Below are 24,985 nucleotides of genomic sequence, written 5' to 3'. Positions count from 1 at the left end.
CGCCTTTATTCCCCTTGTTGTTGTCAGTGGTTGAGAATTTGGCCCAAGAACGCCTTGGCGCGTTCGTGTCTGGGATTGCTGAAGAATTCACTGGGTGGCGCGCTTTCGATGATTTCGCCGCGATCCATGAAAATGACGCGGTGAGCGACGGCACGCGCAAAGCCCATTTCATGGGTTACGCAGATCATGGTGATGCCGTCGTCGGCAAGGCTGATCATGGTGTCGAGCACTTCCTTGACCATTTCAGGATCGAGCGCCGAGGTCGGCTCATCGAACAGCATAATCTTGGGACCCATGCATAGCGCGCGCGCAATCGCCACACGCTGCTGCTGGCCGCCGGAGAGCTGCGCGGGATGTTTTTCGGCCTGTTCGGCGATGTGGACACGCTTCAAAAAATGCATCGCCTTTTCTTTAGCGTCTGCTGTCGAGGATTTGTGCACACGGCGCGGTGCCAACATGCAGTTTTCCAGCACCGTCATATGCGGAAACAGGTTAAACTGCTGAAATACCATGCCAACATCGCGACGGATGTGATCGACATTCGCGCCTGTATTTCCAAGACGCGTGCCATTGACGTCTATTGCCCCATCCTGAATTTCTTCAAGATAGTTGATACAGCGGATAAGAGTCGACTTGCCCGAGCCAGATGGTCCGCATAACACGATATGCTCGCCGCGGTTCACATCCAGATTGATGTCTTTTAGAACATGAAGCTGGCCATACCATTTATTGACCGAACTCATCTTGATGGCTTTATCAGTCATCTTACTCTCGCTCATCTGTATCAGCAAAAAGGAAACAGCCCGCAGAACCCGTTTGTTTTATGCATGTCTTTATCCCAAAATCGGTTCCGACTTTTGAGAGACATGCTTCAAGGCTGTACTTCGAATATGGCTTCGACCTCGACGGCAAAACCGCGCGGGAGCGAACCGGCACCCAGTGCCGTGCGCGCATGGCGTCCCTTTTCGCCCAGAACCTCAACCAAAAGATCAGACGCGCCATCGATCACCGCCGGGTGACCCTTGAACTCAGGAACGGCGTTGACGAAGCCGCGGACCTGAAGACAGGCCGAAATGCGGTCGAGATCGCCATCAAGGGCTGCGGATGCCCGCGCAAGCAGGTTGAGCGCACAGACACGGGCCGCCTGATAGGCTTCCGCGACATCCATGGTAGCGCCCACCAATCCAAGATAGCAGTCGACACCATCAACGCGCGGCACCTGACCGGAAATATAGAGCGTTTGACCGCTCAGCCGGTAAGGAACATAGGTTCCGCTGGGTGATGTGATTTCGGGCAGGACAAGGCCCAATTCCTTCAATCTGGATGAAACCAATCCCATTGCATTCCCCCTGTTTTTTTAGCTTCGTGCAGTCGGTCTTTATCGCCGTTCCTGAAATCACAAAGAGATACTATCTCTATGCCCGTTGTTATGATGATAGGTTTGCTAAAATATTATCACTTGTCAAGCACCTATCGGGCCCTCTATCGCGAAGATGCAACATCAACCCTCCCGGAAATTTAATTATTTGAAAACATATCATTACTTATAATCATCAACAGGAAAGCAAATTATATCCTGAAAAAACACAGCTTTTAGAAGTGGGATTTAATTCAATCACGCAGTGAGCTCATCGAGAAAACCCCATGATCAACCTTTCTGTTTTTTAAAAATCAAATGCATTTTTCAAGAGATACTATCTCTAATAAAAAGGTATTATCTTGTTAATCGAAACGTAATTGCGTATTAAGTTCACAAGGATTTGGATGATTGAGATAGGCTCACATTGAAAACACTGACCGCAAGAACAATAGAAAACCTGAGGACATTGATCGCGGACGGGACGTTGGAGACCGGTGACAAGCTACCAACGCTTGCCGAATTGGGTGATCATCTTGACGTGAGCCGAACCGTAATCCGTGAAGCAATCGCAGCATTGCGTTCTGAAGGATTGCTGGAAGCCAGACATGGCGTTGGAATTTTCATCCGCGATTCGAGCAAGGCTACCCTCCCTCCAGACGCGACTTCAATGCTGGAGCCGCTGGCAAACCTGTCACTCCCCTTCATGGATCTTCTCGAGTTACGCATGGCCTTCGAGGTGCACGCCGCAGGCCTTGCCGCTCAACGCCGCTCCTGGGCGCAAGAGGCCAACATGTGGGACGCTCTTAAACAATTCGAGACCTCGATCGACAATGATGATGCGCTGGACGAACTCGATTTCATTTTTCACAGCGCCATTACAGAGGCTACAAACAATTTGGCTTTCATCGAATTTTTTAGCGTGATGAGCCTGAAAATCCTGCCGCGGCCAGCCTTTTCCCGCGATCTCAACCCTTCGCTTATCACAACGGATTACATCCGTAATACAGTGGCCGAACATCGCGCAATCTGCGAAGCGATCAGTGCAGGCGATGCCACTCAGGCACGCGAAGCGATGCAGGCTCATTTGACCAGAAGCCATCAGCGCTACCGCGGCTTCTCGGATAATCACGCCTCACCGCTCAGCAACGTTGTCGGCAAGTCAAGCTGATGGCGCATTGACCCATAGTTTGAAAAACACTGCTGCTTAGTGAATTTTACACTTGCGCTTGACGCACAGATTGCCTAAACGGCTTCCATACGACTGGTGAACAGTCGGGCGATTAGCTCAGTTGGTAGAGCGCTTCGTTTACACCGAAGATGTCGGGAGTTCGAGTCTCTCATCGCCCACCATTTATCTTAATGAAATCAATGGTTTACAGGTCGCTTTGGCGGCCTTTGTTTTTACCGCCACCGAAACCGCCACCAAAAGCATTGCTTGTTTATTTTCGCGCCGGTGGCCATAATTGGGTCAGGCGGTCTCCAGATTGTTTTCAGACCGTAGGCTTTGGCGTGTATTGGGCGCTTGGAAAGCAATGGAAGGCTTGGATCATGGAGAACCTGTTCAGGCCTTTTCTCTTATCCAATGCCAATATATCCGCTTGCAGCTTCCTCACACGACGATTCGAGCTTTCGCCAGAACTCTTCTCGAAAGCATGCCATTCTTCTTACGTAAGTCAGCCTGACTTATCTCACCGCGTTCCAGCATCGCAGCGTCGCGCTTGCGTTCAAACTCTTTCGTGTAAGCCGCCCACACATCAAAATTGTCGACAACCATTTCAAAACCGTCGTTGCTCGACACCACTGGCCGGATAATTTCGTCGCCGAACACGTCTCTCTCTGATTCTGGCATCGGAATTTTCATATTCGCCTCCCCTTTTATGCCGCACATGACATATGTTCTTATATGCTCAGAGCATCATAAAAGAATGCGACGTCGGCCTGAATTTCAAAATAGGCATTCGTATTGCCTGCAAATCACTTCAAGTTAGGAAAAATTGCGATGATTTGAGTTTGTCACCTATAAGTGACATCGAGTGACGCGAAGTCGAAAATGATTAACAAAAAGGCCGCCGGGGCGGCCTCAAACAAATCTGAATGTTGACTTCTTTTACCCAGCGACCAGGACCAAATCATCCTGATATTTTCTCGCTAGATCGAGCAAGTCGCTCAGAGTAACCGTCCAGCCATCCAGATGCCACAGACGTCCATTTATAGGCGCTACACGATGCCCCTCCTCACGCAGCAAGCCCACCATTTCTTCTGTTGCTATAGGACTTTCTTTCAGATCGTAGCGATGTGCTTCTAAAGCGATAGCTGCCGCTGCCCCCGTTTTTCCACGTATGACGTCGCGCCAGTCTTTGTCTGCGAACACGGACTTTCTAGCTGCTTTCTCAAGAGATCGCTGCTGAGCTACAAGCTGACTATGCGTGCGGATAACAGATTCAGGCAGCGTGAAAATTAGTTTGTCGTCTACGCGTGTAAAAGTGATGTCGGTTAAATCAGTATTTTGGGCGGCGATACGGCAGTTTGCACCGTTAAAGTCCAGAAAATGAACGTACTGAAACCTAACACTTTCAGCGCCTGCCAAGACTTTTGAACTGCCGTTTGTCGTTTTTACGATCTCTATATCTCGATCTTGAGTGCCGCACCGTACCGAATATTTATCGCCAGCTTTCAAGTTTATCGATGCAAGAGCATCTGGAGAAACGTGTATCCTTGCCGAAGCCAATGTCTGCTTTCTTCCATGCGGATTCACATTTCTCGTTTTTACAATACCAATTCTTCCGTTGTAAGTATCCATGTCGTTTCCCTTTCTAATAGTGAGTAGAAAGAAATCGTGCATGCATATTTTCGTCGGCGCAAATTGATGAATACTTACAATAAGTTGACAGAAAACCCGTTTATCTTAGTTACGTCCACAAAACATTCTTTTAAAAAAGTTAACTTTGCTCCGGACAACGCTTTCAGATTCTGATAGCTATCTTTTCAGTAAGGGAGATCAGCTATGTCAAATGATGGAGAAAACATTATTTACGGAGCTTCGGCGACTATCGCTTTTCTGACGGCTGGTGCAATGCAATGCCATGAGAACGGGATGGCTGCGGTACGTGCAGCCCGCGAAGAACAAGAGCTGGACCGATTGCGTGCACACTATGAAGAGCAGATCGCGTATCAAGCGGCACTGATCGACACACTGCGTGCAGAGCTAGAGAAGCAGACGTTCAATGCTGCAGCAATGAAAAATGCATTCGATGAAAGCCAGAAAACAATCACTAAAAAGAATATGCAACTTTCAAAGCTAGTCGAAGCTCTCGAAAATAGACTATAATTTAGTATACCACATAATACTTATTTCGTCATCGTTGTATTGATCATCAATACGACGGATAATCTTCTGTGAGCGTATTTTTGCGCTAAAACAGGAGACAAAAATGATGGATTTTACTTTTGAAAAATACTTATCGGAGCCAGCAGATATTGGCTGGGGTATCGTGAAATTTCGCGCGTACGTAGCCGATTTGACAACTTTTGTTGTCGTCAAAGATCTAGGATACGGCTTTCACTTCGCGAAGTTGGAATGCCGCAACGGTCGCACACTGAAGCTCCTGGTCGATGACTGGAAAACGGCTGCTGAGCGCGTGTATCGCTTCGTTGTTTTCGCCGACGACGAAGATCTTATCAAAATTTCAGACGTCGAATTTCATGACATGATCGACTTGGATCATGTTGCAAAAGCTGCGTCTCGGCATCTGCTCGCAGGCTTGCGTGGGGGCGTACTGCATCTTCGCGACGACTTCGATGACTTCAGCTAACAACCATAATTTTAAGGAGAACAAAATGAGAACTTTATATAAGCCACGCTCAGTCAACAAAAACTCGGTGAATCCATTTCCAACTCATCTTGATTACGACTCTTCTGAAAAAATCCGGGACAATTTTCTTCATATTAAGTGGAATTTGTCGAAAAAGGGATGGACTACAGAAGACTTTACTTCGCTTCTCGGTATCTCTCGGTCAACATTTTATCAATACGGACATAAAACGGATAGCAAAGGCTTCAGGCGAATTCCTGCGTCTCAACTGGATTTGCTCCGTCGCGAAGATGCGGTAAAATTCTTTCGCGATCCAGAAGAGTTCTATCTCCCCGATTTCATGAAGCGCGATGAATGGTCCGTGGATGGACAACGAACGTACTCATATCTCGCGGCTGTATATCTTTCTGGCTTAAGCGGACATACAATCGTCGCACATCCGGATAACTCTCGCGATAACTCAAGAGCGGTTGAAGCCTCGAAATTAACTTTGAGATGGTTTTCTGCTGCTCGTGAAGCTACCCGCGAACAGATTATGCGCGCAACGAATTTAAGCGATTATAATATTGGGCGCATCGGATTTGTCACGGCGAGCTGGGGACTGGAGCCAATATCATCCCAATGCGAACGCCTTGAAAAAATCATCGGCGAAAATAAAAAAGCAGCTTAAATGCCGAATACTATAAAAAAACCGATGTCGAAGTTTTTATTTTTGACATCGGTTTAATTATTTTTATCAGTATAAATCTTATATTGTAAACATACTTTGTTTTATACCGCAAAACAGTTATTTTGTCGATATTGTATTAACCGTCAATACACGTCATCTTTATTTCATGAGCACGAAAAATTAATCAACACGCTCATGAAAGGAAAAGACAAATGACTACTACTCACTCTTACATCGCTTCTGTAGACCGCTTCGAAAAAGAAGGTTCCCTCGTCGTTTGGCTTTCAGAAGAAGGCCAAAAGGCTCTCAACAGTGACCGCTACGAAATCAACAGTTCGTGCGGTTGTGCAACCGTTGTCTGGGACGACAACGACAACGGTTATCAAGAAGTGCAGCATTCGCCTGGCGGAACCGAAGATGCCCGCGTTCTCGCTTACATGCTGAAAAATCCCGAGAGTGCTATCGAAGACATTGAGTCAAGGCTGGAGGATTTGAAGGATGAGGCTGCTCATAAAGTGACTGACATCCGTCGTGATTTTGTCGACGGCACTGCGGCCCTTGTTTTCAATCTCGGCGGTGAAAAATCATGCGAGTGGCTCGAAGTTGATGATCACAACTCACTGACATCATCAGACAGCCATCTGGGCTGCAACCATAGCTATCTTAACCTCGATGTCATCAAAGATGCCCTCAACAGCTGGCTCGCGGAAAATCCAGTGAAGATTGAATGGTCTGAAAATAAGGGGTTTCACGGCGGTTTCATGGACGGCGGATCGTACGATACGCTTGCTGAAGCTCAGGCCGCTCTGGAAAGCGTACGAGCTGAGATGCTCTCACAGTGCTCGGACGATGAAGATCGCAAAAACTTCGAGGAAGGCGAGCTGAAAATTCTTTGGTAAATCCAGTCAAAATCTAAAGAGAAAGGAGGCCTCAGGAAGAATTCCGAGGTCTTTTTCTATTGCTGATTTTCTCCCAATAGCCGCTTCACTCCACCCAACTTCTGCCTGCAATCCTCCCCAGCTTCTGACACCCGTACTAAATAAAGCGCGACGTCCTTCTGGCTCTCCCAGACTTCGCGTGCTTCAGGTTCCGGCATGCATATCAATAAAGCTTCAGGCACCGCCATTTCACGCGTTTCTATCTTCGTGATGACCTTCGGATCACTTTTATGAACGCACCCCGAAATCAGTATCGCGAGAGCTATTGTCGATGTTATCCTGATCATTGGGCATCTCCTGCAAACTTGCGCTTTCGGAGTTGCTCAAGAACTGGAGCGACTGGTCCATCCATTTCTGCTGGCGTAGCGGCTAGCTCGCGCTCCAATTCACGATTCAGGAAAGCGGTTTCTGAGAGCGACGTCTGGACCTGGTTCAAAAGATCAAGCGTGCGCTTATGCTCGGCATCCGCATTTTTGACAGCTTCGGCATTCGAATTTGCGGTGTCGACGGCAGTCTGAAAAGCTGCGTTTGCAGCAGCTAACTCGGCGTCTTTTTGCTCGATTTGAGATTTCAGCATGCCGATGTAGAGCCAGCCGCCAAGGATTGTGACGCCAGTTGCTATGGTGAGCGCGAGACGGATATTGGGAAGGATCGGCATTATTCCCCCTCCGTCTTAGCCTCAGGCATCTCAGCTCGACGTCTGGTGAACGCAAGCGCGAGGATGTCCGAAAACCAACTGGGGATGCCCTTCGAAGTACGGAAATCGAGGTGCCCGATGCCCATGTAAATGGCCAGCAACGCTACTACCCAGGGGCCAAGTTCGCCGATGATGGCAGCAGTCTGAGGATTCCCAACCAACAAGCCAACACCAGCAATTCCAAAGAACGATGCCAAACTCGCGATTGTGATCTTTTTGGAAAAACGGCGTGTGATTTCCTTCTCGGTGCTCATGCTGACACCTCCAGCCGAGCATGGACGCCAACAGCTTCAGCGATGCCGAAAAGCATTCGAATGCCGAGATCAGAGCCGCATCCGTTGAGAATTTTTTTGATGTGGGAATCGCGAACTGAAGGGTATCGCGTTGCAATAGCTGCAGCTGAAAGCTTCTGACGTCTGATAGCACTTTCTAGCTCGTTTGCGAGGGTTTCCCGCATATTTTGATATGATTTTGGCTTGTATGGATACGGTGAGATGGGGCGCATTATTTTGACCCCTTCAACAAATCTGCATATTCCGATTTAGCATCGAAACTTGGACAGGCTTTGCCGCGATCATAGTCTCGATGTCCGACCAGTGTCGTGATTTTGTATTTGGAAACCAGTTCGCCGAGGAGTTTGCGCAGCGCAGTTTTCTGGGCTGGCGTGCGTGTATCCTTCGGCTTCATGTTGACGTCGCAACCGCCGACGTACGTCACTCCAATAGAACCCGAATTATGCCCTGCTACATGCGCTCCGACTTGCTCGATTGGGCGTCCTGTGTGGATGCTGCCGTCGCGATAAACGACGAAATGATATCCGATGTCTTTCCACCCATTATCGCGGGTATGCCATTTTCGGATTGTGGTAACGTCTACATCGCGACCCTCTGGGGTCGCTGTGCAATGGACGACTAAAGTATTGATATTTCGCATAAAATAGGAACTCTAGATTAATATTCCTATTTTGTTCTATCAATATGTAAGTTGCAAATTATTAGTGCAATTTATAGCTTTCTGGAGAAAGTTTTCTAAAATTCTTTTCAAATTCCTCAAGTTCATCAAGTAAAGATTTACATAGGCTTTTAATTTCAGCTCTCTTTCTTTCTGTATCATTGGAATACATATCCGTTGCTCTTTCACGATCAGATGCAATAGAGGAAATCAAAACCGTAGTGTTAGGATTTGCAATTGGATGAGAATATATTGAAAGTTTAGAATCTATTTCATCGCACAACCTAACAATTTCAAATGCTATATTATCCAAAATATCATTTTCGAACTCATATTCTGCGCCTTTCCACTCTGCAATATCAGAAATAGGATCAGTCATCTCAATTCTGAAAACTGATAAAAACCCACCATCACGAAGGAATTGTTTATAGTTGACTGTAAAGAGATTACGAATCCTATTTCCAAGCTGAACATCATGTGGATGTAGAGCTAGCTGGTCATTATTTGATGACTTACTTTTAGATAAAAGCGGCCAAAACCATACACCCAGCGATGCCAAAAAAGTGATTAGTGGTTCGAATGGTATTTCAGTGCTTGAGCGGAGTTCATATCCAATCCATCCTGCCGACAAAAGAGAACCAAAAATGCCAATGATATTATTCACAATGCCATTACCACCGCTAGAGCTTTATGTGTCATTGTGAAATACACTAATTGCAGGGATATTTCATCATATTAAATAACAGTATGTAATTGAATTGGCAGCATTTAAGCTGCCATCTCCAATTGCAGACGGTCGCCCATGGCCTGACACCTTCCATCTGCAGACATCAACAGAATAGTGCGCTTACCATTGTGGTACTGGACGATATGAGCATGCGCCCAAGTCGTCGGACCTTTGTTATATCCCTGCTCCAATTTAGCGCTGACGCCTGCTACGTAAGCACCTTCTGAGATCGATGGCGTGTGAGTGTGCCCTGTGCTGGTACGGACGCCAAATCTTTTGAACTGGTTCGGACTACCACGACTTCCGCTAATACCAAGATCGCCATGCAAACCGCACTCGATATCGTCCACCTGGTACCCTTGCCCTGCAGCCACAAATTCAACACTGTCAGGAAGATCAGCCCTTCTCATCGCGTATTCGACAGCATTGAACGAAGAATTTCCCGAACGAATAGCTTTGTGCCACACGGCATTCAGTTCATGCCAGTAGTATGCATTTTGGACGTCTGCAGCACCGTCTGGATTCTTGAGCCAGCGACTAAGAGCATTATCATGATTGCTCTCCACCATCACTGTCACACACCAGTCTCTTGTGCACGCGGAAATGAAATCACTCGCTTCCTGAACCTCATTTTCCACGTTTTCGGAGCCAGCAGCAGTCACGACAGCCATCACATGCGGATCATGCAGATTGTGATGATTTCGACGTCGAAAATCCATTGTGTCGTGAAAGAACTGAACCTCTGGCTGAAGGCCATCCAGAATATTGATGTTGTCCAACGTCACCTTGGTTTTCGTGTCATATCCAAACGACGCCGCTGCAATAGTCGGATCAAGCTGTTCGTGGTGGATATCGCCCCAGGTAATAGCACGAACACGGTTGTCACCACAGCAGATGCCATTTTCAACGCTCGTATTTAGATCTTGGAAAGAACCATCGTCCGCTGCTGAAACAGGCCGCAGGAAAACCTCTCCATCCACGTCGATCTCAACGACAGTGAAGCCGTAGGTGTGATGGAAAATCGACTTTTGACCCGCCGCTCGAGCGGTGTAATTTGGCATTGTAACCGTGCCCGTGCTTATAGCAAACTTAGGGTCCTGCCCTTGCAATCGTGGGATGCTCTGGAGCGCGATACGGCTGTGAGGAACGACAACGTATCCACCATGATTCTGCGTCAACCACCCATTCAAAGGATTGGCGGTTGTTGGCAAGATGTTGGCGCTTCCAAGATAAAGGACATCTGAGGTCAACTGGACACGCTCATGACAGAGATAGGGCTGCAGCTCTGATGCATAAACATTGGCGTCGGCTGCATGATCATCGAATAAACCGAGCTGATACGTGTGGCCGCCGATCAACATTGAAGCACCCAGATATGCGGCATAAGCCTCCATATTTTTAAGGAAATCAGCATGAACAGGGGTGTCATCCTGCGCAGATGAAATGAGAAAACGATGCACTTTTCCAGGCTCCAGCATTGCCTGTATGGTCGGCAGCTCGGAGATGCGTGGCTTCTGCTTTTTTGCTGGCTTTTCGTCGTCAGAGGCTGTGTCTGGGGTATCAGTCGGCCATAGCTTTTCTACGACTTCAGCGACAGTTTGTGTATCTTCTGGCTTATATGTGGAAAGCCTAATTTTTCGAGCTGCGTAGTATGTCAGCCCGATTTTGTCAGCTACTTCGCGTATAGTGAAATTTATTTCAAAAAGAGCTTTCGCTTTTTCTTCATTTGTCTCGTGCTCGGCAATGTATTTTTCTATTTCTATTTGCGTGGAAAGTTCTTTGTCTACGTGAGTTTCAATTGATTTTTTTGATGACTTAGCTGACAGATTTGGCTCCTCATCGGAAGAGCCGTCTTTTTCTGCTTTTTCTTCTTTAGCTTCTGAAAAAACTGATTTTGCGATGTGCAGAGGGACGTCTAGATGAGCTGAGATAGCTTTAGCCGTCATGCCCATTTCATATGCCTGCTTCAACAATCGAACAATTTCAGAAATTCTGAAACTTATTTGATTTAATTTATCAAATTGTTCGTCTTCCGAGATGCGTCCATCTTCAAAATCTTCTTGAACTTTCCAATATTTTATTTCGAGATGGCGAGCTGCTGTGTCGAACAGAGTTTCACGTTTACTTGTCATGTCTTTTTCCTTTCTTCAACAGTGACAAGCAAATTGTCGCCTTGTATTAACGATCAATACAAGCAATTTTTATAATGAAAACAATATGTTAAAAACCAATGTGTTGACGAGCCGCTGAAATGCCTATCGAAAATCTATACTTTAGATGCCAAAAAATTTTCGTGCGGCAGGCACAATAAACGCCATCGCAACGCCGAAAACCGCCGACAGGGCTGCTAAAAATGCTTTGTCTTCACGGCGTTTAGATTTGAGCTCAGCAACGTCAGTCTCGATAGCGGTCAATTTCGCTTGCATGGACGTCGAATTTTTAAGAAATGAATCGAGCTTTTCTTCCATGCGTGCTTGCGAGCGAATAACTTCAAGGAGTTCTTTAGAAGGGAATTCTACGGACATAAATAGCGCTTCTCGTAAACTAGTTTGTTGAGCTTACGAGAACACGCAGGATTGCAAGATTCTAGCTTTGATGCTTAGTTATTGAATGGCATCTGATAAAGCGGCAATGCATGTCGCATAGTCCTGAATTGGTTTGATACTGTGATTGCGATTACCGTTTGTGAAATCGGTTGAGATAACGGTTAAATCAACTGGTAGCTGTATATCGGTTCCACCATCGCCTTGATTAAATGCGATAATAATTTTTTGGTCGCTGATGGCAGCGGTCATTATTTTCATCGATGGTTCAAGATTAAATATTGAAAACAGCCCACCATCAGCATCAGATGGAGCGGCATTTACGAGTGCACCATAGTTATGTGAATAATCGGATCCGACAAGGTAAGCTCTCTTCGGTGCATACGGTGTGAATTCAATATTGTAATTCTGTCCTTGTGACATTTCATTCACAACAACGTTCAGCGTGACTGCTGCTTTTTCACTAGCAGTTAAAATACCGAAAGAACCAGAAACCTTGATGGGCCTGCCTTTTCTATAGATGTCATCTCTAGCAACGGCATCGAATGTTAATGTACACCCAGTGAGATTGCCATTCGTCATCACTGGGCGTGCATCGACTTCCGTTGTACCAACCATTGAATTTATTACTGAATCAAACGGCGATTGCGCGTGCACTGAAGAAGCCGACAAGCATAAAATAGCACTGCATAGAGAGAATAATTTGCCCATATCCCATCCCCAAAAAAGTTGTATCAATATGGGACAAATCCGAAATAAATCCTAGGAAATTCGTTCTACGTTGATGGAAATGATAGCATCTGACAGATCACATGTTTCGAAGGGATTAAGTTTCGGAATCAACCAAAAATCTTCGCTCCAAGCGCCGCTGCAGCCCTCCCGTTTTTTACGCCCAAGTTTTTATAAAGGGCCTTCAGATGAATTTTGACGGTGCCTTCAGCAATGTGTATTTCGCGAGCTATGAGCTTTGAAGTCAGGCCTCGCGATAAGCATTTCCATACTTCCATTTGACGCGCAGAAAGCCCGTATTTTTCAAGCCGATATTCAATAGCTTCATCATTATTTTCACTGGCGTCGGCTTCATTGTCTGAAACTTCTGCAGTTAATGTGAGCGGTAGATGTCGTTTGAACGTTTTTCCTGCAATAGCCTGGCCGATGCCATGAGACATGGTAATTGCGCCAGCTTTACGAGATATATAAGCTTTTGCATGCGCTGCCATGAAGGCCTCTGGAGCAGTTTCTGTTTCACCATCCGTCACAACAACAAAATTTAGATTAGGAAACTCGTCGCAAAAAAGCGCTACATTTTCAGGAGAAACGTACTTTTCATCGACAATAACAACGGCAATTCTCTCGCCATATGTCCTAAAAATTGGCCGGAATTGCGCAGTTCGTGCCTTCTGCACAACTTCTCTTATTCCATGCTTTTGATTTAAAATGAGTCGAAGAGCTATGCGAAAAAACTCATCAGGATGTATGATGAGCGCAATTTTTTCCGGTGCCGTACTCAACTCGATTCCCCCTAAAGCCGAGTAAATTTAAACTGCTTTAGGTTTCCGAACAACAATCGTATCAACTAGCGCTGCACCGAGATCAAAACGTTCGGCTGACCCGATGGTCATTTTAGTGCTGACGCTATCACGACGTCGAGCACTGCTATCGCGTATAGACGGCCTCGCAGGCTGTGACATGCGATCACGCCTCGCCTGATCCTGAGCTTGCAACCTCATGGCTTGTAGAGCAGCAAAAATTTCACCCGAATTTTCAACGACTATATCTGACATCGCAATTCCTAACTTCCGATAACTGCGTTCTGCGGCAGCCAAATCGGTGAACAAGTCACCGCCAGTTGGCGCGTTAACAGGTCTTCTTCAAGTATAGGCCTGACATCTAATTCGATGCGCGTGGGCATCCTTTCAATGACGTCAACTGGATCATCTTCATAGAGTGCAGCCGTTCTCTGATCAGCATACGGATTTATGATGTCGACTGTGTGCACTCTCCCCGGCAACTGGCCAGAAACGGTGGGTGTTGAGGGGGTTGGATAAGACATCCAGTATGTCACATCACCCGTCTCTTCGTCGTACTGATCATCGGAAACAGGCGGTTCAGAACCGTCTCCGAGGCATGCCAAAACAGTGATTTCCGCATATCTTTTCCCTCCATCGGCAACCAATTTGACCGATGAAATCTTGGCGGTCACTTCGCCAATTTTCCTGTTTTCAACACGGCAAGCGTCACGGCATGTCATCGTGCGAGCGAGTTCCCAAGGGGCTTGGAACGAAATTTCGAGACAACGAGCGCGCACTAAAACACGACGATGAAGCATGCGAATTGCGTAACGAACGCTCCGGACGCCGCGATTAGTGTCGAAATATCGCGCAGCCGTAGGTGTTATCGCACCTTTGCGAGCAATGGACGTCCATTTCGAATAATCAAAAAATGTCGTTGCGTAGTGGGATTCTCTGGCTCGCCATTTTCTGCCATTAAAAATGACTTCATCGCCTTCCCAATAGTATTTTTCATGACCGGAGAACTCGTCGTACATCTCCCAAATCGGTGTATTGGGGTCCAAATTCAGCGCTGCAAGGTTGATCACGTCAACAGTTTCGACTTTGTCATCACCCAAAATTTCTTGTTGCGCGACTGGCATATAAACAATGAGATGGTCTTCACGCTGCTGTTGAAAATCGTAGCCGAGGCGGACTTGGACACCCACAGTTGCTGGCTGCAGCAGAACTTTTGCAGTCAGAATATCGGGATCATTCAGCGTATATTTCTCGCTCTCAACTTCAAATTCGTCGACAACACCGTGCGGATTCACATACGTAATCTCGGATTCAGCTACATGCCAGCCAGTATTTTCACCGACAGGCGTGCCGGGTTGAGGAAGGCTCTGTATAAGGTCTTGCCAGCTGTAGGTGTCGATTGGTTCCGAAATGACAGGAAACGTCTGCACGCCCTTAGCTTCCTGAGTCCAACTCGCCACCAGACGCATGCGCGTAGCGCTTCTAGGCGGATTGCGAAGTGACACACTGAGAGTGTCTTCAAACCCAAACTGGTTGACTTGATGAACGACGTCGCCTTCGATCATGCTGACGCGTTCTATAGCCAGCGTTTTCCGATCCCAGCGCCAGAATTCGGGGCGTCCAGCTAGTGCAGACATGGGATCATCGCGGGCATCGCGAGGGTGAAAAAGGCCGTCATAAGTCTCAAATTTTTGACGTGCAGGAATTGGCCCATCTGGATCATATCCGTCTTCTTCGCCAGTGCGCAGCGCGTTAGCGGCGGTCTTTAAAACTAGGTCCTCATCTGGTGGAAGACACAGAAATCGAAGTGTCAAAGTCTGTTGTCCAAGCTCAGAGGGCACAGCAATCACACGGCCACGAGCCAGTTCTATTGCGGTCGGATCAGACGTCAGTTTCTCTGAAAGGACGGCATAGCGTTCATTGCGCCCAAGCCCAATCAAACCCAGTCCGGGATTCGGAATTTCGACTTCGAATCCAGAAACGATAATATCGCCCTCTTCCTGCTCGTAGATGCATCCACGAATGCAAAACTCATCTTCCCGCGCATGCGTAGTTGGGTTGAAAGGCGCATTCCACGATGTAAGCCAGCTTAAATACAACATCAGACGTCACCCCCCCTCTTCTTCTGCAGTCAAAGACCAAGAGACGTCTGCGTTCTGTTCATGAGTGCTCACCGTCCACGGCTCGGTCACGAACAGACGGAGGATAGGTCTGTAAAAAATTCTTACAGGCTCAGATGCTGGTGCCGAAAGCGTCACCACGCGACCAGCCACACTGAACGGAACAGCAACAAAATTCTTGGTCAGACAACGAACTGACCCCGGATGGGGATTCCGAATAAGCGTTCGCGACGTCGCACCGGGCTGGATGACATCGCCCAGCTCTGATGTTGGAACCAGTGTGAACGTTGCACCTGGCCACATGCTCGAAAGCGCTGGCGGCCGCATGTCTTCAGATGATGAGATCGTGCATGAGAATAGCTGGAATTCTTCGGCTGCTAGATTGCGAGCGCGGCCGTTCCACGACCTCACGATGCTGGCACTTTCCTCAATCGGAGATAGCTCAGTCGTCAAGCCAAGAGCCGTTTGCCAACCGATAGCCAAATCGGTGGATACGAGAGCTGTAGTGATAGGAAAATCAGGCATCTCAATACCCTCCACTTTGTTGCATTGAATAGAGGCCCTGCTTGATTTTCCGTGCATTCAACGGATCAGCTGTCACTTGTCCGAGCTGCTTGCCGTTTGCAGAAAGATTTATTTCTATGGTTTCGCGTGCTGCGATTGGCTTGAAGTTAGGGTCAGACATATATTTTTTCGGATCAGGAGCTTGCAGTCCTGCACTCGACCAAACGTCTATGAGGCCGCCGGGCATCATCCCAGCCTGTTCCAGGCCCATCCGTGTGTTCACACCGCGAGAACGAAGATAATCGCCCTTGCGCTTGGTGTTCCAACGAGCAAAATCTTTCTCAAAATTCGCATCATTGATTGTTTTCCAGTTCTCACTGTTACGCTGGAAACGGGCATCGTCAGATGCCTGCATGCCACTCCACTCGTAAGCTTTTGTGCCGAGCCAATGGCCAGCCAAACCTCCTCCGACAGCGGCAACACCGAGCACACCAGCCTTTGCTCCGAGTGACATACCTGCTGCGGCTGCGCCTGCTCCCCCAGCTAATGAAGTTCCTCCAGCAGCCGTTGCTATTGCGCCGATGCCTTTTGCCAGCGCTCCGCCGCCCCCCATTGCAAAGAGGCCACCTAATGCTTTTGCAAGCACACCAACAGCGGTTGTGGCGACCCCAAAAAGTCCAATGAACTTCATCATGCCAACGAAGAGCAACATCGTGGTGACGTCTGTTCCAAACAAATCAGCGATGGGCTGCAGCAGGCTGTGGATGTAAGAAAGGATGGTTTTCACCATTTCCAGAGCAGCCATAAAATCCGTGCCGAAAGCCTTGGCTTGGTCGCGAAGATCATTGAGCCATTTGAACTCACTGGCGTCCTGGCCGCGCAAAACGGCATACAAATCCTTCACGAATTTTATTGCTGTTTGAAGTCCATCACGGATCGAATTTAGCCATTCAAATCGGCTCTTTTCGCCGTCCCACAGCTTCTTCAGCTCCGAATACATGTCAGAAATGAACGCCCGAGCGCTCTTCAGCTTGTCAAAAAGCGTATCGAGCCATGGCGTTTTGAAGCCAGTTCTCTTACCCTGAAACACCGATATAATGTCGCTGACCAAGTTCCTCGCGTAGACGAAACCGTCCTTCAGAATGCTCGCGATCTGTTGACGATAGCGAACCATGAACTCGGTCATCGCGTTCGTGCTCTCGGTCAACAGCGGCAGAACTTCACGAGCCACAGCCATTCGCACACCAGCTATAGAGCGGCGGAAATTTTCGGCTGACGTCGCATATGCCGTCCCAATCTCTGTGTCTTTCTTGGTAACTACGCCACCGAGGCGTTCAAGTTCCTTGCGGTACGCTTCGATAGCTGAGCGGCCACCTTCGAGCAACGGTGCCATTTTCGCGCCCGCGTCATCGCCAAAAAGTTGGATCGCGAACCTCAGACGCTGAGTCGGGTCCTCGACTTTCTGCATAGCATCAGAAAGCGCAAGCAGGCCTTCCATGCCGCCCTTGCTAGCTTTCTCGACGTCAAGACCAAATTTTTCGAGACCAAAGAGGGCTTCACCAACTGGACCAAAACTCTTCTTCAGTGTCTGCTCGGCTTTCTCAAGTTCTGCCAGCTCTTTGCGCAAACGGTGCACAAATTCTGCAGTCTGCAGGTTGCGACGTTCGTATGGTTCGGCTCTTTGGATGTAGTTTCGAAGCGTTGCTTGGCGCTCTTGCACGCCAGCTAGAGATGACATGCGAGCTGCCCCAACGGCTTCGCCAGCCGACTTCAGGCCATCTACGTTACCAGCTCTCAGCGAGAAAACTGCATCTTTACGAGCATTGTCTTTAAATGCCGAAAATTCATTGTTCGCTTCGGTGATTTTCTGTCTGATACCGAGAAATTCAGACCCGATCTTACTCAGGCCTTTAACAATTTCTTCCCCAGGTACACCCTCGTTTGCACCTGCAAAACCGAGAACCGAAAGGTCTTCAGGGCTGACGCCGAGCGTGCGCGACTGACGAGAAAGATCGTCCCACTCTTTTGCCGTGTCCTTGCTCATTTTTACAGCTGCTGCAGACACTGTAGTGAGAGCAGCTACAGCACTGGCAGCACCGATGGTGATTGTTTTGAAAGCAGAGTCAGCACCTTTTTTGATCGCGCCGAAACCTGCGTCACCAACAGCCATGGAAGCTGCTTTCAGGGTCGCCAGAGACTTTTTGGTCTTTGCAATATCTTTCTGAAACGGTTCGAGTGCACGTGCACCCGACTGTCGGATGGATTGCATATTTTCGCGAGCAGATTGCTGAAATTTGCGAAAGCCAGAAACAGCCTCAGACATACCGCCTAAGCTGAACTTTGTTTTGATTTCTGGCGTTACATTGCTCATGTTTTACAAAATTCTTCCCATGCATTTTTATCGCCGTGCTGAGCGACCAGAAACGCCTCTGCCAACTGTATTTGCTCGCGTTTTTGATCACGACGGAGAACTTTCATTCTCATCATCAACTGTCGCGCTGAAAGATTTAAGCCAGAAATTCCCGTTATGTTTTCAAAACTAATCGCGTCCTTCACCAACGCTACAAAAGAGCCTGTTAAATTCAGGCCGCCCTTGCGTTTTGGTCTGGGGAACCTGACTTTTTCGGCAGAATTCCGCTGAGCGCTCCCGCGATCTTCGTAAAAAAATCTTCTAGTGATCCTTCACCTAGGGTGACTTTTACGGCCGAAGAAAAAAGGCCAAGGGTCAGATCATCAGGTTTCGTTATGATAAGCGTTTCGAAAGCGGCGTCGCCTTCCTTACTGCTCGCACAAGCAATGAACGCGGCAGCAGCTTCGACACCAGAATCCATAAAAACATCGATCAATGATGGCTGCATTTCTTCAGGCAGGAGGTTGCCGTCAACATCCAGCTTTGGTTCAAAAAGATCGATAAGCTTCGGAAAACGCTTCACTAATCTCAAGCATTCCAGAATCGTCACGGGGCGCAGCTGAGTGTGTTTGCCGAGGATTTCCACGGTCTGAAAAGAATGGTCGATGGCGGATAGAAGGTCATCAATTGACGTGATGTCTGGTCTTACTAATGCGTTCATTTTTGGCTCCTTAAATATGAACTAGAGAAAATTAGCGGCGAGAACTGGCCCGCCGTTGAGGAATTAAGCTGCTTTAGGAATGGTGCGCATCTGCCCGTATGACTTGCCGTTGCCCTTGCCCGACGTCGCAAAAACACGGCCAGTCAAAGTGGCTTGGTTCAGGCTCTCAGTGTTGATGGAAGGCACAGCACCAGACGGGCGAAGTTCAACATCCCAGTAAGTCTGTTCGACTTCTTCGCCTGGCATGCCGTCAGCGACGACGCCAAGGATAACCAGCTCGCCCCGAACACCTGAAGTCGCCATGACGCCAAGATCTAGCAGCTTTGCGGATTCGGTTATTGCTGGCAGCGAATATTCGACGACAGCGTCAGTACCAAAACCAGCAGGCAGAGCGATGATTTCGACAAAACCCGTGCGGTGTACAGTGTAATGCTGGTCTTCAACTAATTCACCAGTCGCACCATCGGTGATCTCGGTAATAGTTGGATTCAGGCCTTCAAGACGGAAGATGTCGCCAACCGCAACGTCCTCAAGCGTCAGTGTTCCAGACACCAGAGCAGATTGCGTGACATACTTCTTGTCAGACATGAAAAGAGCTTGGTGCAAAAATTCTGTCCAACTCTCGACAGTCAGGTTGATCGTACCGTCCTTGCCTACTGCCCAAGAACCAATAAGGCGGCGGTCACCGAATTCGGCCGAGAAGCTTTCAACCTCGGTCAAATTAGGAGTGAATTCGACGGTCGGGCACGATCCAAGTGACACATATTTGTTCGTGCCTTTGATCTTAAAAGCGACCTGTCCGCCGCTGATGCGCTGCTTGTCTGTGATCTGTGCGAAAGCATATGTTGCCATTTTGTTCTCCAAAAAAACTAAGGGTGAAGGTTGACGTCAGGCGTGATGTCTTTCGTCATCACCGCGCATGAGAAATTGAGAGGTTGGACGATTATTAAACCGTCTTCGGTCGGCTCGCCGTTCATTGCTCCAGAGCCGTTGAAGCGCCAAAACATGAGCTTTCCAGCACCGATTGAGGACGGCATTAAAAGGGCCTTTTCGACCGAGACAGACAGATCGTCGAGGATATCTTCGGCATCTTCGACGCTGTCTCGCACGGCCAAAGTCACATCGATATTGATGTTGCGCTGCAGGAGGCGGGAACCGATCGGATTTTTGTCAGCGAACTCGATTGTCTCCGACACGGCAATAAGAGCCATGGGAAACTCATCACGCTGTGCAGAGCGGAAAGTACGGCTTACTGAGTGGACAGACGCGAGTTCAGGAAGCGTTTTCAAAACGTTCTTTACCCCATCTCTCACCTGTCTCTTCACATGCGCCATCAGCCAGAATTCTTTCTCGAAAGCTTAATCTCCAACTGAGCGTAACCGTCCCCCCTGCAAGATTCTATTCCGTATCTGACACCAGATATTGTAAGTTCGTCGCGGTTGCTGAATATCAAATCTAACGGTCCAGATGCCCTCCCCGGTGCTAGCCTGCATGCATCCTCAATGAGTACGAAAGCAGTTGGCTGAGCTTCTTCAACACGTACGCCAGCTGCATCAACTTCGGCGTAGGCGTCGTTAAAAATCAGCTGTATCGGCTGCGCGATGTCAGCATCGTGCTGGTGCCAGAAGTGCTGGCCGCGCTCACGAAATACCCTATTTGCGGTTCGTGCAAGGGCGTTGAATGCCGGGTGCTTAGACATCAGGCACCCCCGCTTTTCAGTTCTGCAACTTCACGTAAAAGATGATTTATGCCGTTCTGCAAGTTGTGAATTTCACTGCGCATGAGTTCAAGCGTTGCGTCGACTGAAAGCGGATAAGTGCGGTTCAAATCATGTAGTATTTCTGTTGCTTTAAATCCGTACGGAAGCTGCTCAAATTCTCGCGTCGTTGCGCTGGAATTCATGAAGCCAAACAGTTGAGCGATTTTGCCGCTTATAATCTGGATATCAGTATTGCCTTGCACGACGATACGAAGTTGACCGCCAAAATATTCAAGCATCAACGGATGCGGCAAAGAATTAGAAATGGCATTAAATATGCCCCAAAAACTGAGGTCTTCACCTGCAACTACGGTAATAAGATTACCGTTAACGGTCATTTCCATAGTATCTGAAGCGATCAGATAGAATGATAAATCTTCAGCTCCATTATAATAACCTTCTCCAGAGCTGTAGATATAAGCAATCTGCCCAATCTGAGGATCTTGCAGAATATCTACAGGCCCAACCTTTCCGCTGACATAGTCGAGCATATCCAACTCGGTCTGCAAACGTTGAAAGCGATCATCAACATTTTCGCCGCCAGAGTTTTGCAGCAACATTTTTTGCGGAGACAACGTAAAAGGATCTTCAATTGCGTTCGAATAAACGCTTTGTCCGCTCACACCGAGCACTGACCAGAGAGCTGGCCAAGACGTTTGTGGGAAGCGCAAGCTAGAGCCGAGACTAGCTTCGAACCGCAGATTTCCTAAAAACATGCTCGGATATGTATAGTATCCAGCAGCTGACGCCGCGTCGTAAAACTTGCTTACAACATCATTGACTGTGTCGGTTTCTGTGACTTCAAAAGAGCATTCAACATCGTTTGCTGTAAAAACGACCGTTCCCAGCGCGGTATTGAAACGCGATAGTGGTGTCTGCCAACTCAAAAAATTTCCAGCTTGTCCGTACAAATATGAAACAGAAAAACCTTGAAATGGCAGCGTTGCGCTCTCTTTAAAACGTTCGGTGTCAGCCAGGCTATTTTCGTGTGCCTCAACAGTAGTTTTCAGCTCATCAAAACCGTTTTCGAGCGAGTAGACTTTTGTGTCGATCTCACCAACAGAGTCGGACAACGGCGCGATGATGTTTTCATACAGCGACGTCACATCGTGAGCGGTCTGCTCTGTTTTTTGCTCAAGCGCGTCGACACGGCCTTCCAGCTCGGGATCAGTACCGCCGCCAGTGCTGGTTGGGAGAATAGGATTCAGCATGGTTTAGCCCTCCAGCACATAAACGAGAGCAGCTTTATCGGCCGAAAAATGAAGTGTGCAGCCTGCTTCTACAGAGAATGAGAAATAGCCTCCTGCGGCGAGTGGCATGCCGAAATCGGGCGTGAACTCTTCGCCTGGCTTGTCCGCATAGAACAAGACATCCGAGGTTGGCTTGATCTGCACGAGCGAAGTGACAGCGGAGACTGTGTGTGCGGCAGGAGCATCAGCAGCTACTGAAATTTGTGCTACGTTCATGCTCACGGCGCTTGGAGCTGGATGAGCGGGTAATGCACCGTTCGGCGCGATGGCGGTCTTAACGACTGGTATCGTCATAAGAATCTCCTAAAAACAGCGCCTTAAATAAAAACGGCCGAGGATGGGAAGGAGCGCCACCCTGTCCTCGGCCTGGTAACCGCGCTGGGAGGTAAAAGCGCGGGAATCTCTGGTTACTTGGGTTCGATTTTCACGATGGCCTGGAGGCGCTGCACCCAGCTGATGACGTTAGTCTGAGCCTTCAGCTCGACGCCTTCATCGTGCGGCAGGTCGTACGGTGAGACATATTCTGGCAGGCCGATAACGCCGAGATCGCCCATTCCAGTTCCTGGACCAAAACGTGTCTGAAACATGCCGTCGACGACAGGCACGAGGTACATGTCGCTATCGCCAAAGATAGTCTGTCCACCGATTTTGTTGCGAGTATACTTCACCGCAGTGATGTTCGAAGCGATCTTGAAACCATCGCTGAGATCATCGCGAAGCGTCGCGCCGTCGTTGTAGCGCTCGAACATTTTTTCAAAGTTCGGATGATCCGTGATCAATGGAAAAGCGTCTTTGCCAGCTATCAAAATCCAGCGGTCAGCGGTAAATTCGCCCAGGTTGTCTTCGCCCTTATCCTTCGCTTTCACAAGTTCAGTGCGAAGCTTCGTATTTGCAGATGCAAAGTCGATCTGCACCTTTGTCTGAGCAGCCGAAAATTCCTTGTTCCAGTTCTTGATCACTTGACCCTTTGAACCAAGGAGCTTGCCCGTTACAGCACCGATACGGGACACTTCCCACATCAGGCGATTGCGCTTGTTGAAGCGCGAGAGCAGCTTGTTGCGCTCAGTTTCAACAGTCACCAGAAGCTCGCTACCAGCTGCACGGATGCCTTCAAACTGGGTTGCAAGCAGAGTATTCTGCTGAGGGTAGTGAGGGATTTTCACGAGCACGGAGCTGTCGGTATCGCGCTCTGGAGCATCGCCTGGCGCACCACGAACAGCTTCAGGGATCATGTCGAGTGTGCCATCGGTAAAATCAATGGCAACGGTTGGCAGGTGAACGCCTTCGCTATTCCAAGGCAGCCACTTGCTGACCAAGTCAGGCACGTAAGGCTGGGTGACTACATGGTCAGTAAGAGCCACCTTCGAGAACAACTCGTTGCCGCTGTTAAGAATGTTATTCAGTTCCATTAGTTTCTCCAAACAATATTTGTTTACGTTTTGTTCTTTTTACGAACGAAGGATGAGGCCCTGTTTTTCCAAGTACGGTGCAAGCACGTCGATGGTGACCCCAGCTGGCAAAACGAGTTCAAAAGCTTTGATCGTGGCATCGCGAACGACGGCAAGAGCCGGAGCTTGTGTCTGCTCATCATCAGCATGGAAAACGGTACGAGCACCAAGGATTGCGAGCGAAACCTTCACTTCATCGCCTTCTTCAGCTGGCTCCAGATCAGCTGAAGTTAGAACCGCATAATTGTCTTCACCCTTCACCAGAATGGTGCCAACTTCATACGGAGTGGTCGACGCAACAACGGCGATCTCTTCAAAAGAACGGTCGCCGCTGGCTGGAATAAGAAGAAACGCTAAATCAGGGCGCTGCTTGTAAAATCTTGTCATTTATCTTCTCCAAAAATGGGTTTTGTTTAGCCACGCTTGTTGAGTTTGGCGTATATGTCACGAGCTGACGTCAGCTTGGCTTCTTTACGAACAGGCTTCGGCTCGATGTCAGAGCGAGCGCCAGACGTGCCAATTGCCTTTGAAAGGATCGCAGAGCGAATGCTGGCTTTCAGGTCCTTCGAGCGAGTGCCTAGGGCGACCAGATCGTCGACTGCTTTCGTGAGGCCATAGCTCTTTGCAATGGAACGGATAGAGCGAATTTCTTCCTCTTCCTTCTTCTCGTCATCAGCAGCGTCTTCACGTTTGCCGTGCTTACGCTGCTCTTCGTCTTCATTGTCATCTTCATTACGAAGTTTACGAGCACGTTCGAGAACTTCCTCGGGTACGCTGTCGCCCAGCTCTTCGATAGCTGCTTCAACAGCGGCTACCGCTTCTTCAACGATCTCTGCAGCAGCTTCTGCGGCGTCAACGAGTTCAATAAGGTCTTGTTCTTCCATAGTTCTTTTCTCCAATTTTCTAAGTTTTCTGGTGGAATTAGCCTTCGGCTTCGCCGCTTTGGCAGGCTTGTTGCGGAAGGAAATTGTGGGTGTCGGTATCGTGCGACCTGCTGACCTGACACTCGCATTCGGATCAGCGCCAACGGCGACAAGGCTGGCTTCATAGAGCGTCCAAGACGTTGCAAATGCGAGTGGTACATCGTCGTTGCGGAATTCGATTTCATACGCGTTGACGCCGTAACCTGCACTGATCTGGTTGTAGTGACCGCGCTCGATGTCGGTGATCAGACCTGCATTTTCAGTGTTTAGAACGGCAGTTCCGTGGATTTCCGAACCCACTGCGCGGACGTTCTCGACCATGCCGAGAATGCTTTTGATGCCAGAAAAAGTATCGTGGCAATCAATGAGTGGCATATTTTCGGTGCGAGAATAATCCAGACCCGAAGCCAACAAAATCTCATCAACTTCAATGGTTTCGGACGGATTGTTAGGATTCTGAATCCAGGTACGGACAGGCGTCTCAGTGCTGATGATTATATCGAAAGATTTATCTCCGACATTGACAGTACGTGCACCGCGAGCATGTGCTCGTGTGCGCATCTGTCCTTGAATTTTTTCGATTTTCTTCGGCATTCGTCAGTCCAGAAAATGTTATCTGGACTGATCGTGCGGGATAGTTCTGCAAGATTTAAGTGCGGATTTGAAAATAATAGTATAATAAG

General features: G+C 48.3%; 30 protein-coding genes and 1 tRNA gene. 6 read left to right on the top strand and 25 right to left on the bottom strand.

Translation table 11 applies throughout. The features are described from left to right. Positions 1–23: 23 nt before the first annotated feature. Positions 24–764, bottom strand: a complete 741-nt coding sequence (locus tag AAIB41_RS02685) for an amino acid ABC transporter ATP-binding protein (RefSeq protein WP_343314070.1) — start codon at positions 762–764, stop codon at positions 24–26. Between the two features lie 107 nt (positions 765–871). Continuing rightward, entirely contained in the window at positions 872–1,339 is a 468-nt protein-coding gene (locus AAIB41_RS02680) for a RidA family protein (RefSeq protein ID WP_343314069.1), read from the bottom strand. A gap of 445 nt (positions 1,340–1,784) precedes the next feature. Between AAIB41_RS02680 and AAIB41_RS02675 the strand changes: the two genes are divergently transcribed. Together AAIB41_RS02675 and AAIB41_RS02670 are read left to right on the top strand one after the other, a co-directional pair. Continuing rightward, positions 1,785–2,528, top strand: a complete 744-nt coding sequence (locus AAIB41_RS02675) for a FadR/GntR family transcriptional regulator (RefSeq protein ID WP_343314068.1) — start codon at positions 1,785–1,787, stop codon at positions 2,526–2,528. 106 nt (positions 2,529–2,634) lie between these two features. After that, positions 2,635–2,710 (top strand) — tRNA-Val (locus AAIB41_RS02670). A 259-nt stretch (positions 2,711–2,969) separates the two neighbouring features. On the opposite strand, the gene AAIB41_RS02665 is transcribed toward AAIB41_RS02670, so the two are convergent. Together AAIB41_RS02665 and AAIB41_RS02660 are read right to left on the bottom strand one after the other, a co-directional pair. Further along, entirely contained in the window at positions 2,970–3,221 is a 252-nt protein-coding gene (locus AAIB41_RS02665) for a hypothetical protein (RefSeq protein ID WP_343314067.1), read from the bottom strand. Between the two features lie 246 nt (positions 3,222–3,467). Next, entirely contained in the window at positions 3,468–4,160 is a 693-nt protein-coding gene (locus AAIB41_RS02660) for a hypothetical protein (RefSeq protein ID WP_343314066.1), read from the bottom strand. A gap of 204 nt (positions 4,161–4,364) precedes the next feature. Between AAIB41_RS02660 and AAIB41_RS02655 the strand changes: the two genes are divergently transcribed. The 4 genes from AAIB41_RS02655 (at position 4,365) to AAIB41_RS02640 (ending at position 6,741) form a co-directional block, all read left to right on the top strand. Next, complete coding sequence (locus AAIB41_RS02655; protein WP_343314065.1) at positions 4,365–4,688, top strand: hypothetical protein; 324 nt, start codon at positions 4,365–4,367, stop codon at positions 4,686–4,688. Positions 4,689–4,791: 103 nt separating this feature from the next. Next, entirely contained in the window at positions 4,792–5,172 is a 381-nt protein-coding gene (locus AAIB41_RS02650; protein WP_343314064.1) for a hypothetical protein, read from the top strand. A gap of 25 nt (positions 5,173–5,197) precedes the next feature. Continuing rightward, on the top strand, positions 5,198–5,842 hold the full coding sequence (locus tag AAIB41_RS02645; protein ID WP_343314063.1) for a hypothetical protein: 645 nt from the start codon (positions 5,198–5,200) through the stop codon (positions 5,840–5,842). Between the two features lie 212 nt (positions 5,843–6,054). Next, positions 6,055–6,741, top strand: a complete 687-nt coding sequence (locus AAIB41_RS02640; protein ID WP_343314062.1) for a hypothetical protein — start codon at positions 6,055–6,057, stop codon at positions 6,739–6,741. Positions 6,742–6,797: 56 nt separating this feature from the next. Here the strand turns inward: AAIB41_RS02640 and AAIB41_RS02635 are convergent, their stop codons facing one another. The 21 genes from AAIB41_RS02635 to AAIB41_RS02535 form a co-directional block, all read right to left on the bottom strand. Next, positions 6,798–7,067 (bottom strand): hypothetical protein, encoded by a 270-nt coding sequence (locus AAIB41_RS02635; protein ID WP_343314061.1) that lies wholly within the window; start codon positions 7,065–7,067, stop codon positions 6,798–6,800. Beyond that, on the bottom strand, positions 7,064–7,438 hold the full coding sequence (locus tag AAIB41_RS02630) for a hypothetical protein (RefSeq protein WP_343314060.1): 375 nt from the start codon (positions 7,436–7,438) through the stop codon (positions 7,064–7,066). Before AAIB41_RS02630 ends, AAIB41_RS02635 begins: the two co-directional genes overlap by 4 nt. Beyond that, positions 7,438–7,731, bottom strand: a complete 294-nt coding sequence (locus tag AAIB41_RS02625; RefSeq protein ID WP_343314059.1) for a hypothetical protein — start codon at positions 7,729–7,731, stop codon at positions 7,438–7,440. The genes AAIB41_RS02630 and AAIB41_RS02625 overlap by 1 nt, the downstream gene beginning before the upstream one ends. A gap of 250 nt (positions 7,732–7,981) precedes the next feature. Further along, entirely contained in the window at positions 7,982–8,410 is a 429-nt protein-coding gene (locus tag AAIB41_RS02620) for an N-acetylmuramoyl-L-alanine amidase (RefSeq protein WP_343314058.1), read from the bottom strand. A 61-nt stretch (positions 8,411–8,471) separates the two neighbouring features. Further along, a complete protein-coding gene (locus tag AAIB41_RS02615; protein WP_343314057.1) occupies positions 8,472–9,092 on the bottom strand; it encodes a hypothetical protein in 621 nt (206 codons plus the stop codon). Positions 9,093–9,196: 104 nt separating this feature from the next. Further along, a complete protein-coding gene (locus AAIB41_RS02610) occupies positions 9,197–11,287 on the bottom strand; it encodes a hypothetical protein (RefSeq protein WP_343314056.1) in 2,091 nt (696 codons plus the stop codon). A gap of 141 nt (positions 11,288–11,428) precedes the next feature. Beyond that, a complete protein-coding gene (locus AAIB41_RS02605) occupies positions 11,429–11,680 on the bottom strand; it encodes a hypothetical protein (protein ID WP_343314055.1) in 252 nt (83 codons plus the stop codon). Between the two features lie 78 nt (positions 11,681–11,758). Then, on the bottom strand, positions 11,759–12,409 hold the full coding sequence (locus AAIB41_RS02600; RefSeq protein WP_343314054.1) for a hypothetical protein: 651 nt from the start codon (positions 12,407–12,409) through the stop codon (positions 11,759–11,761). 128 nt (positions 12,410–12,537) lie between these two features. Next, on the bottom strand, positions 12,538–13,209 hold the full coding sequence (locus AAIB41_RS02595) for a response regulator transcription factor (RefSeq protein ID WP_343314053.1): 672 nt from the start codon (positions 13,207–13,209) through the stop codon (positions 12,538–12,540). Between the two features lie 281 nt (positions 13,210–13,490). Continuing rightward, positions 13,491–15,329 carry a hypothetical protein gene (locus tag AAIB41_RS02590; protein WP_343314052.1) on the bottom strand — a complete coding sequence of 613 codons (1,839 nt, stop codon included), beginning with the start codon at positions 15,327–15,329 and terminating at the stop codon, positions 13,491–13,493. Positions 15,330–15,873: 544 nt separating this feature from the next. Next, the gene (locus tag AAIB41_RS02585; RefSeq protein WP_343314051.1) at positions 15,874–18,222 is read right to left on the bottom strand and encodes a hypothetical protein; all 2,349 of its coding nucleotides are present in this window, start codon (positions 18,220–18,222) and stop codon (positions 15,874–15,876) included. Then, positions 18,219–18,407, bottom strand: a complete 189-nt coding sequence (locus tag AAIB41_RS02580; protein ID WP_343314050.1) for a hypothetical protein — start codon at positions 18,405–18,407, stop codon at positions 18,219–18,221. Before AAIB41_RS02580 ends, AAIB41_RS02585 begins: the two co-directional genes overlap by 4 nt. A gap of 26 nt (positions 18,408–18,433) precedes the next feature. Then, a complete protein-coding gene (locus tag AAIB41_RS02575; protein WP_343314049.1) occupies positions 18,434–18,922 on the bottom strand; it encodes a hypothetical protein in 489 nt (162 codons plus the stop codon). A 63-nt stretch (positions 18,923–18,985) separates the two neighbouring features. Further along, positions 18,986–19,774 (bottom strand): hypothetical protein, encoded by a 789-nt coding sequence (locus AAIB41_RS02570; protein WP_343314048.1) that lies wholly within the window; start codon positions 19,772–19,774, stop codon positions 18,986–18,988. Positions 19,775–19,791: 17 nt separating this feature from the next. Beyond that, positions 19,792–20,256: a hypothetical protein gene (locus AAIB41_RS02565; protein ID WP_343314047.1), complete on the bottom strand. Its 465-nt coding sequence runs from the start codon at positions 20,254–20,256 to the stop codon at positions 19,792–19,794. Continuing rightward, positions 20,256–20,621, bottom strand: a complete 366-nt coding sequence (locus tag AAIB41_RS02560) for a hypothetical protein (protein WP_343314046.1) — start codon at positions 20,619–20,621, stop codon at positions 20,256–20,258. The genes AAIB41_RS02565 and AAIB41_RS02560 overlap by 1 nt, the downstream gene beginning before the upstream one ends. Continuing rightward, positions 20,621–21,892: a hypothetical protein gene (locus AAIB41_RS02555; protein WP_343314045.1), complete on the bottom strand. Its 1,272-nt coding sequence runs from the start codon at positions 21,890–21,892 to the stop codon at positions 20,621–20,623. Before AAIB41_RS02555 ends, AAIB41_RS02560 begins: the two co-directional genes overlap by 1 nt. A 3-nt stretch (positions 21,893–21,895) precedes the next feature. Then, complete coding sequence (locus AAIB41_RS02550) at positions 21,896–22,225, bottom strand: hypothetical protein (RefSeq protein ID WP_343314044.1); 330 nt, start codon at positions 22,223–22,225, stop codon at positions 21,896–21,898. Positions 22,226–22,338: 113 nt separating this feature from the next. Further along, entirely contained in the window at positions 22,339–23,340 is a 1,002-nt protein-coding gene (locus tag AAIB41_RS02545) for a major capsid protein (RefSeq protein ID WP_343314043.1), read from the bottom strand. 39 nt (positions 23,341–23,379) lie between these two features. Then, positions 23,380–23,766 (bottom strand): hypothetical protein, encoded by a 387-nt coding sequence (locus AAIB41_RS02540; protein WP_343314042.1) that lies wholly within the window; start codon positions 23,764–23,766, stop codon positions 23,380–23,382. A 26-nt stretch (positions 23,767–23,792) separates the two neighbouring features. Continuing rightward, positions 23,793–24,896 carry a hypothetical protein gene (locus AAIB41_RS02535; protein WP_343314041.1) on the bottom strand — a complete coding sequence of 368 codons (1,104 nt, stop codon included), beginning with the start codon at positions 24,894–24,896 and terminating at the stop codon, positions 23,793–23,795. Positions 24,897–24,985: the final 89 nt, after the last annotated feature.

Source organism: Brucella sp. BE17 (assembly GCF_039545455.1).
Lineage (GTDB): Bacteria > Pseudomonadota > Alphaproteobacteria > Rhizobiales > Rhizobiaceae > Brucella.
The sequence above is the reverse complement of the archived record's forward strand: the minus strand, read 5'-3'. Positions and strand labels throughout refer to the sequence as shown.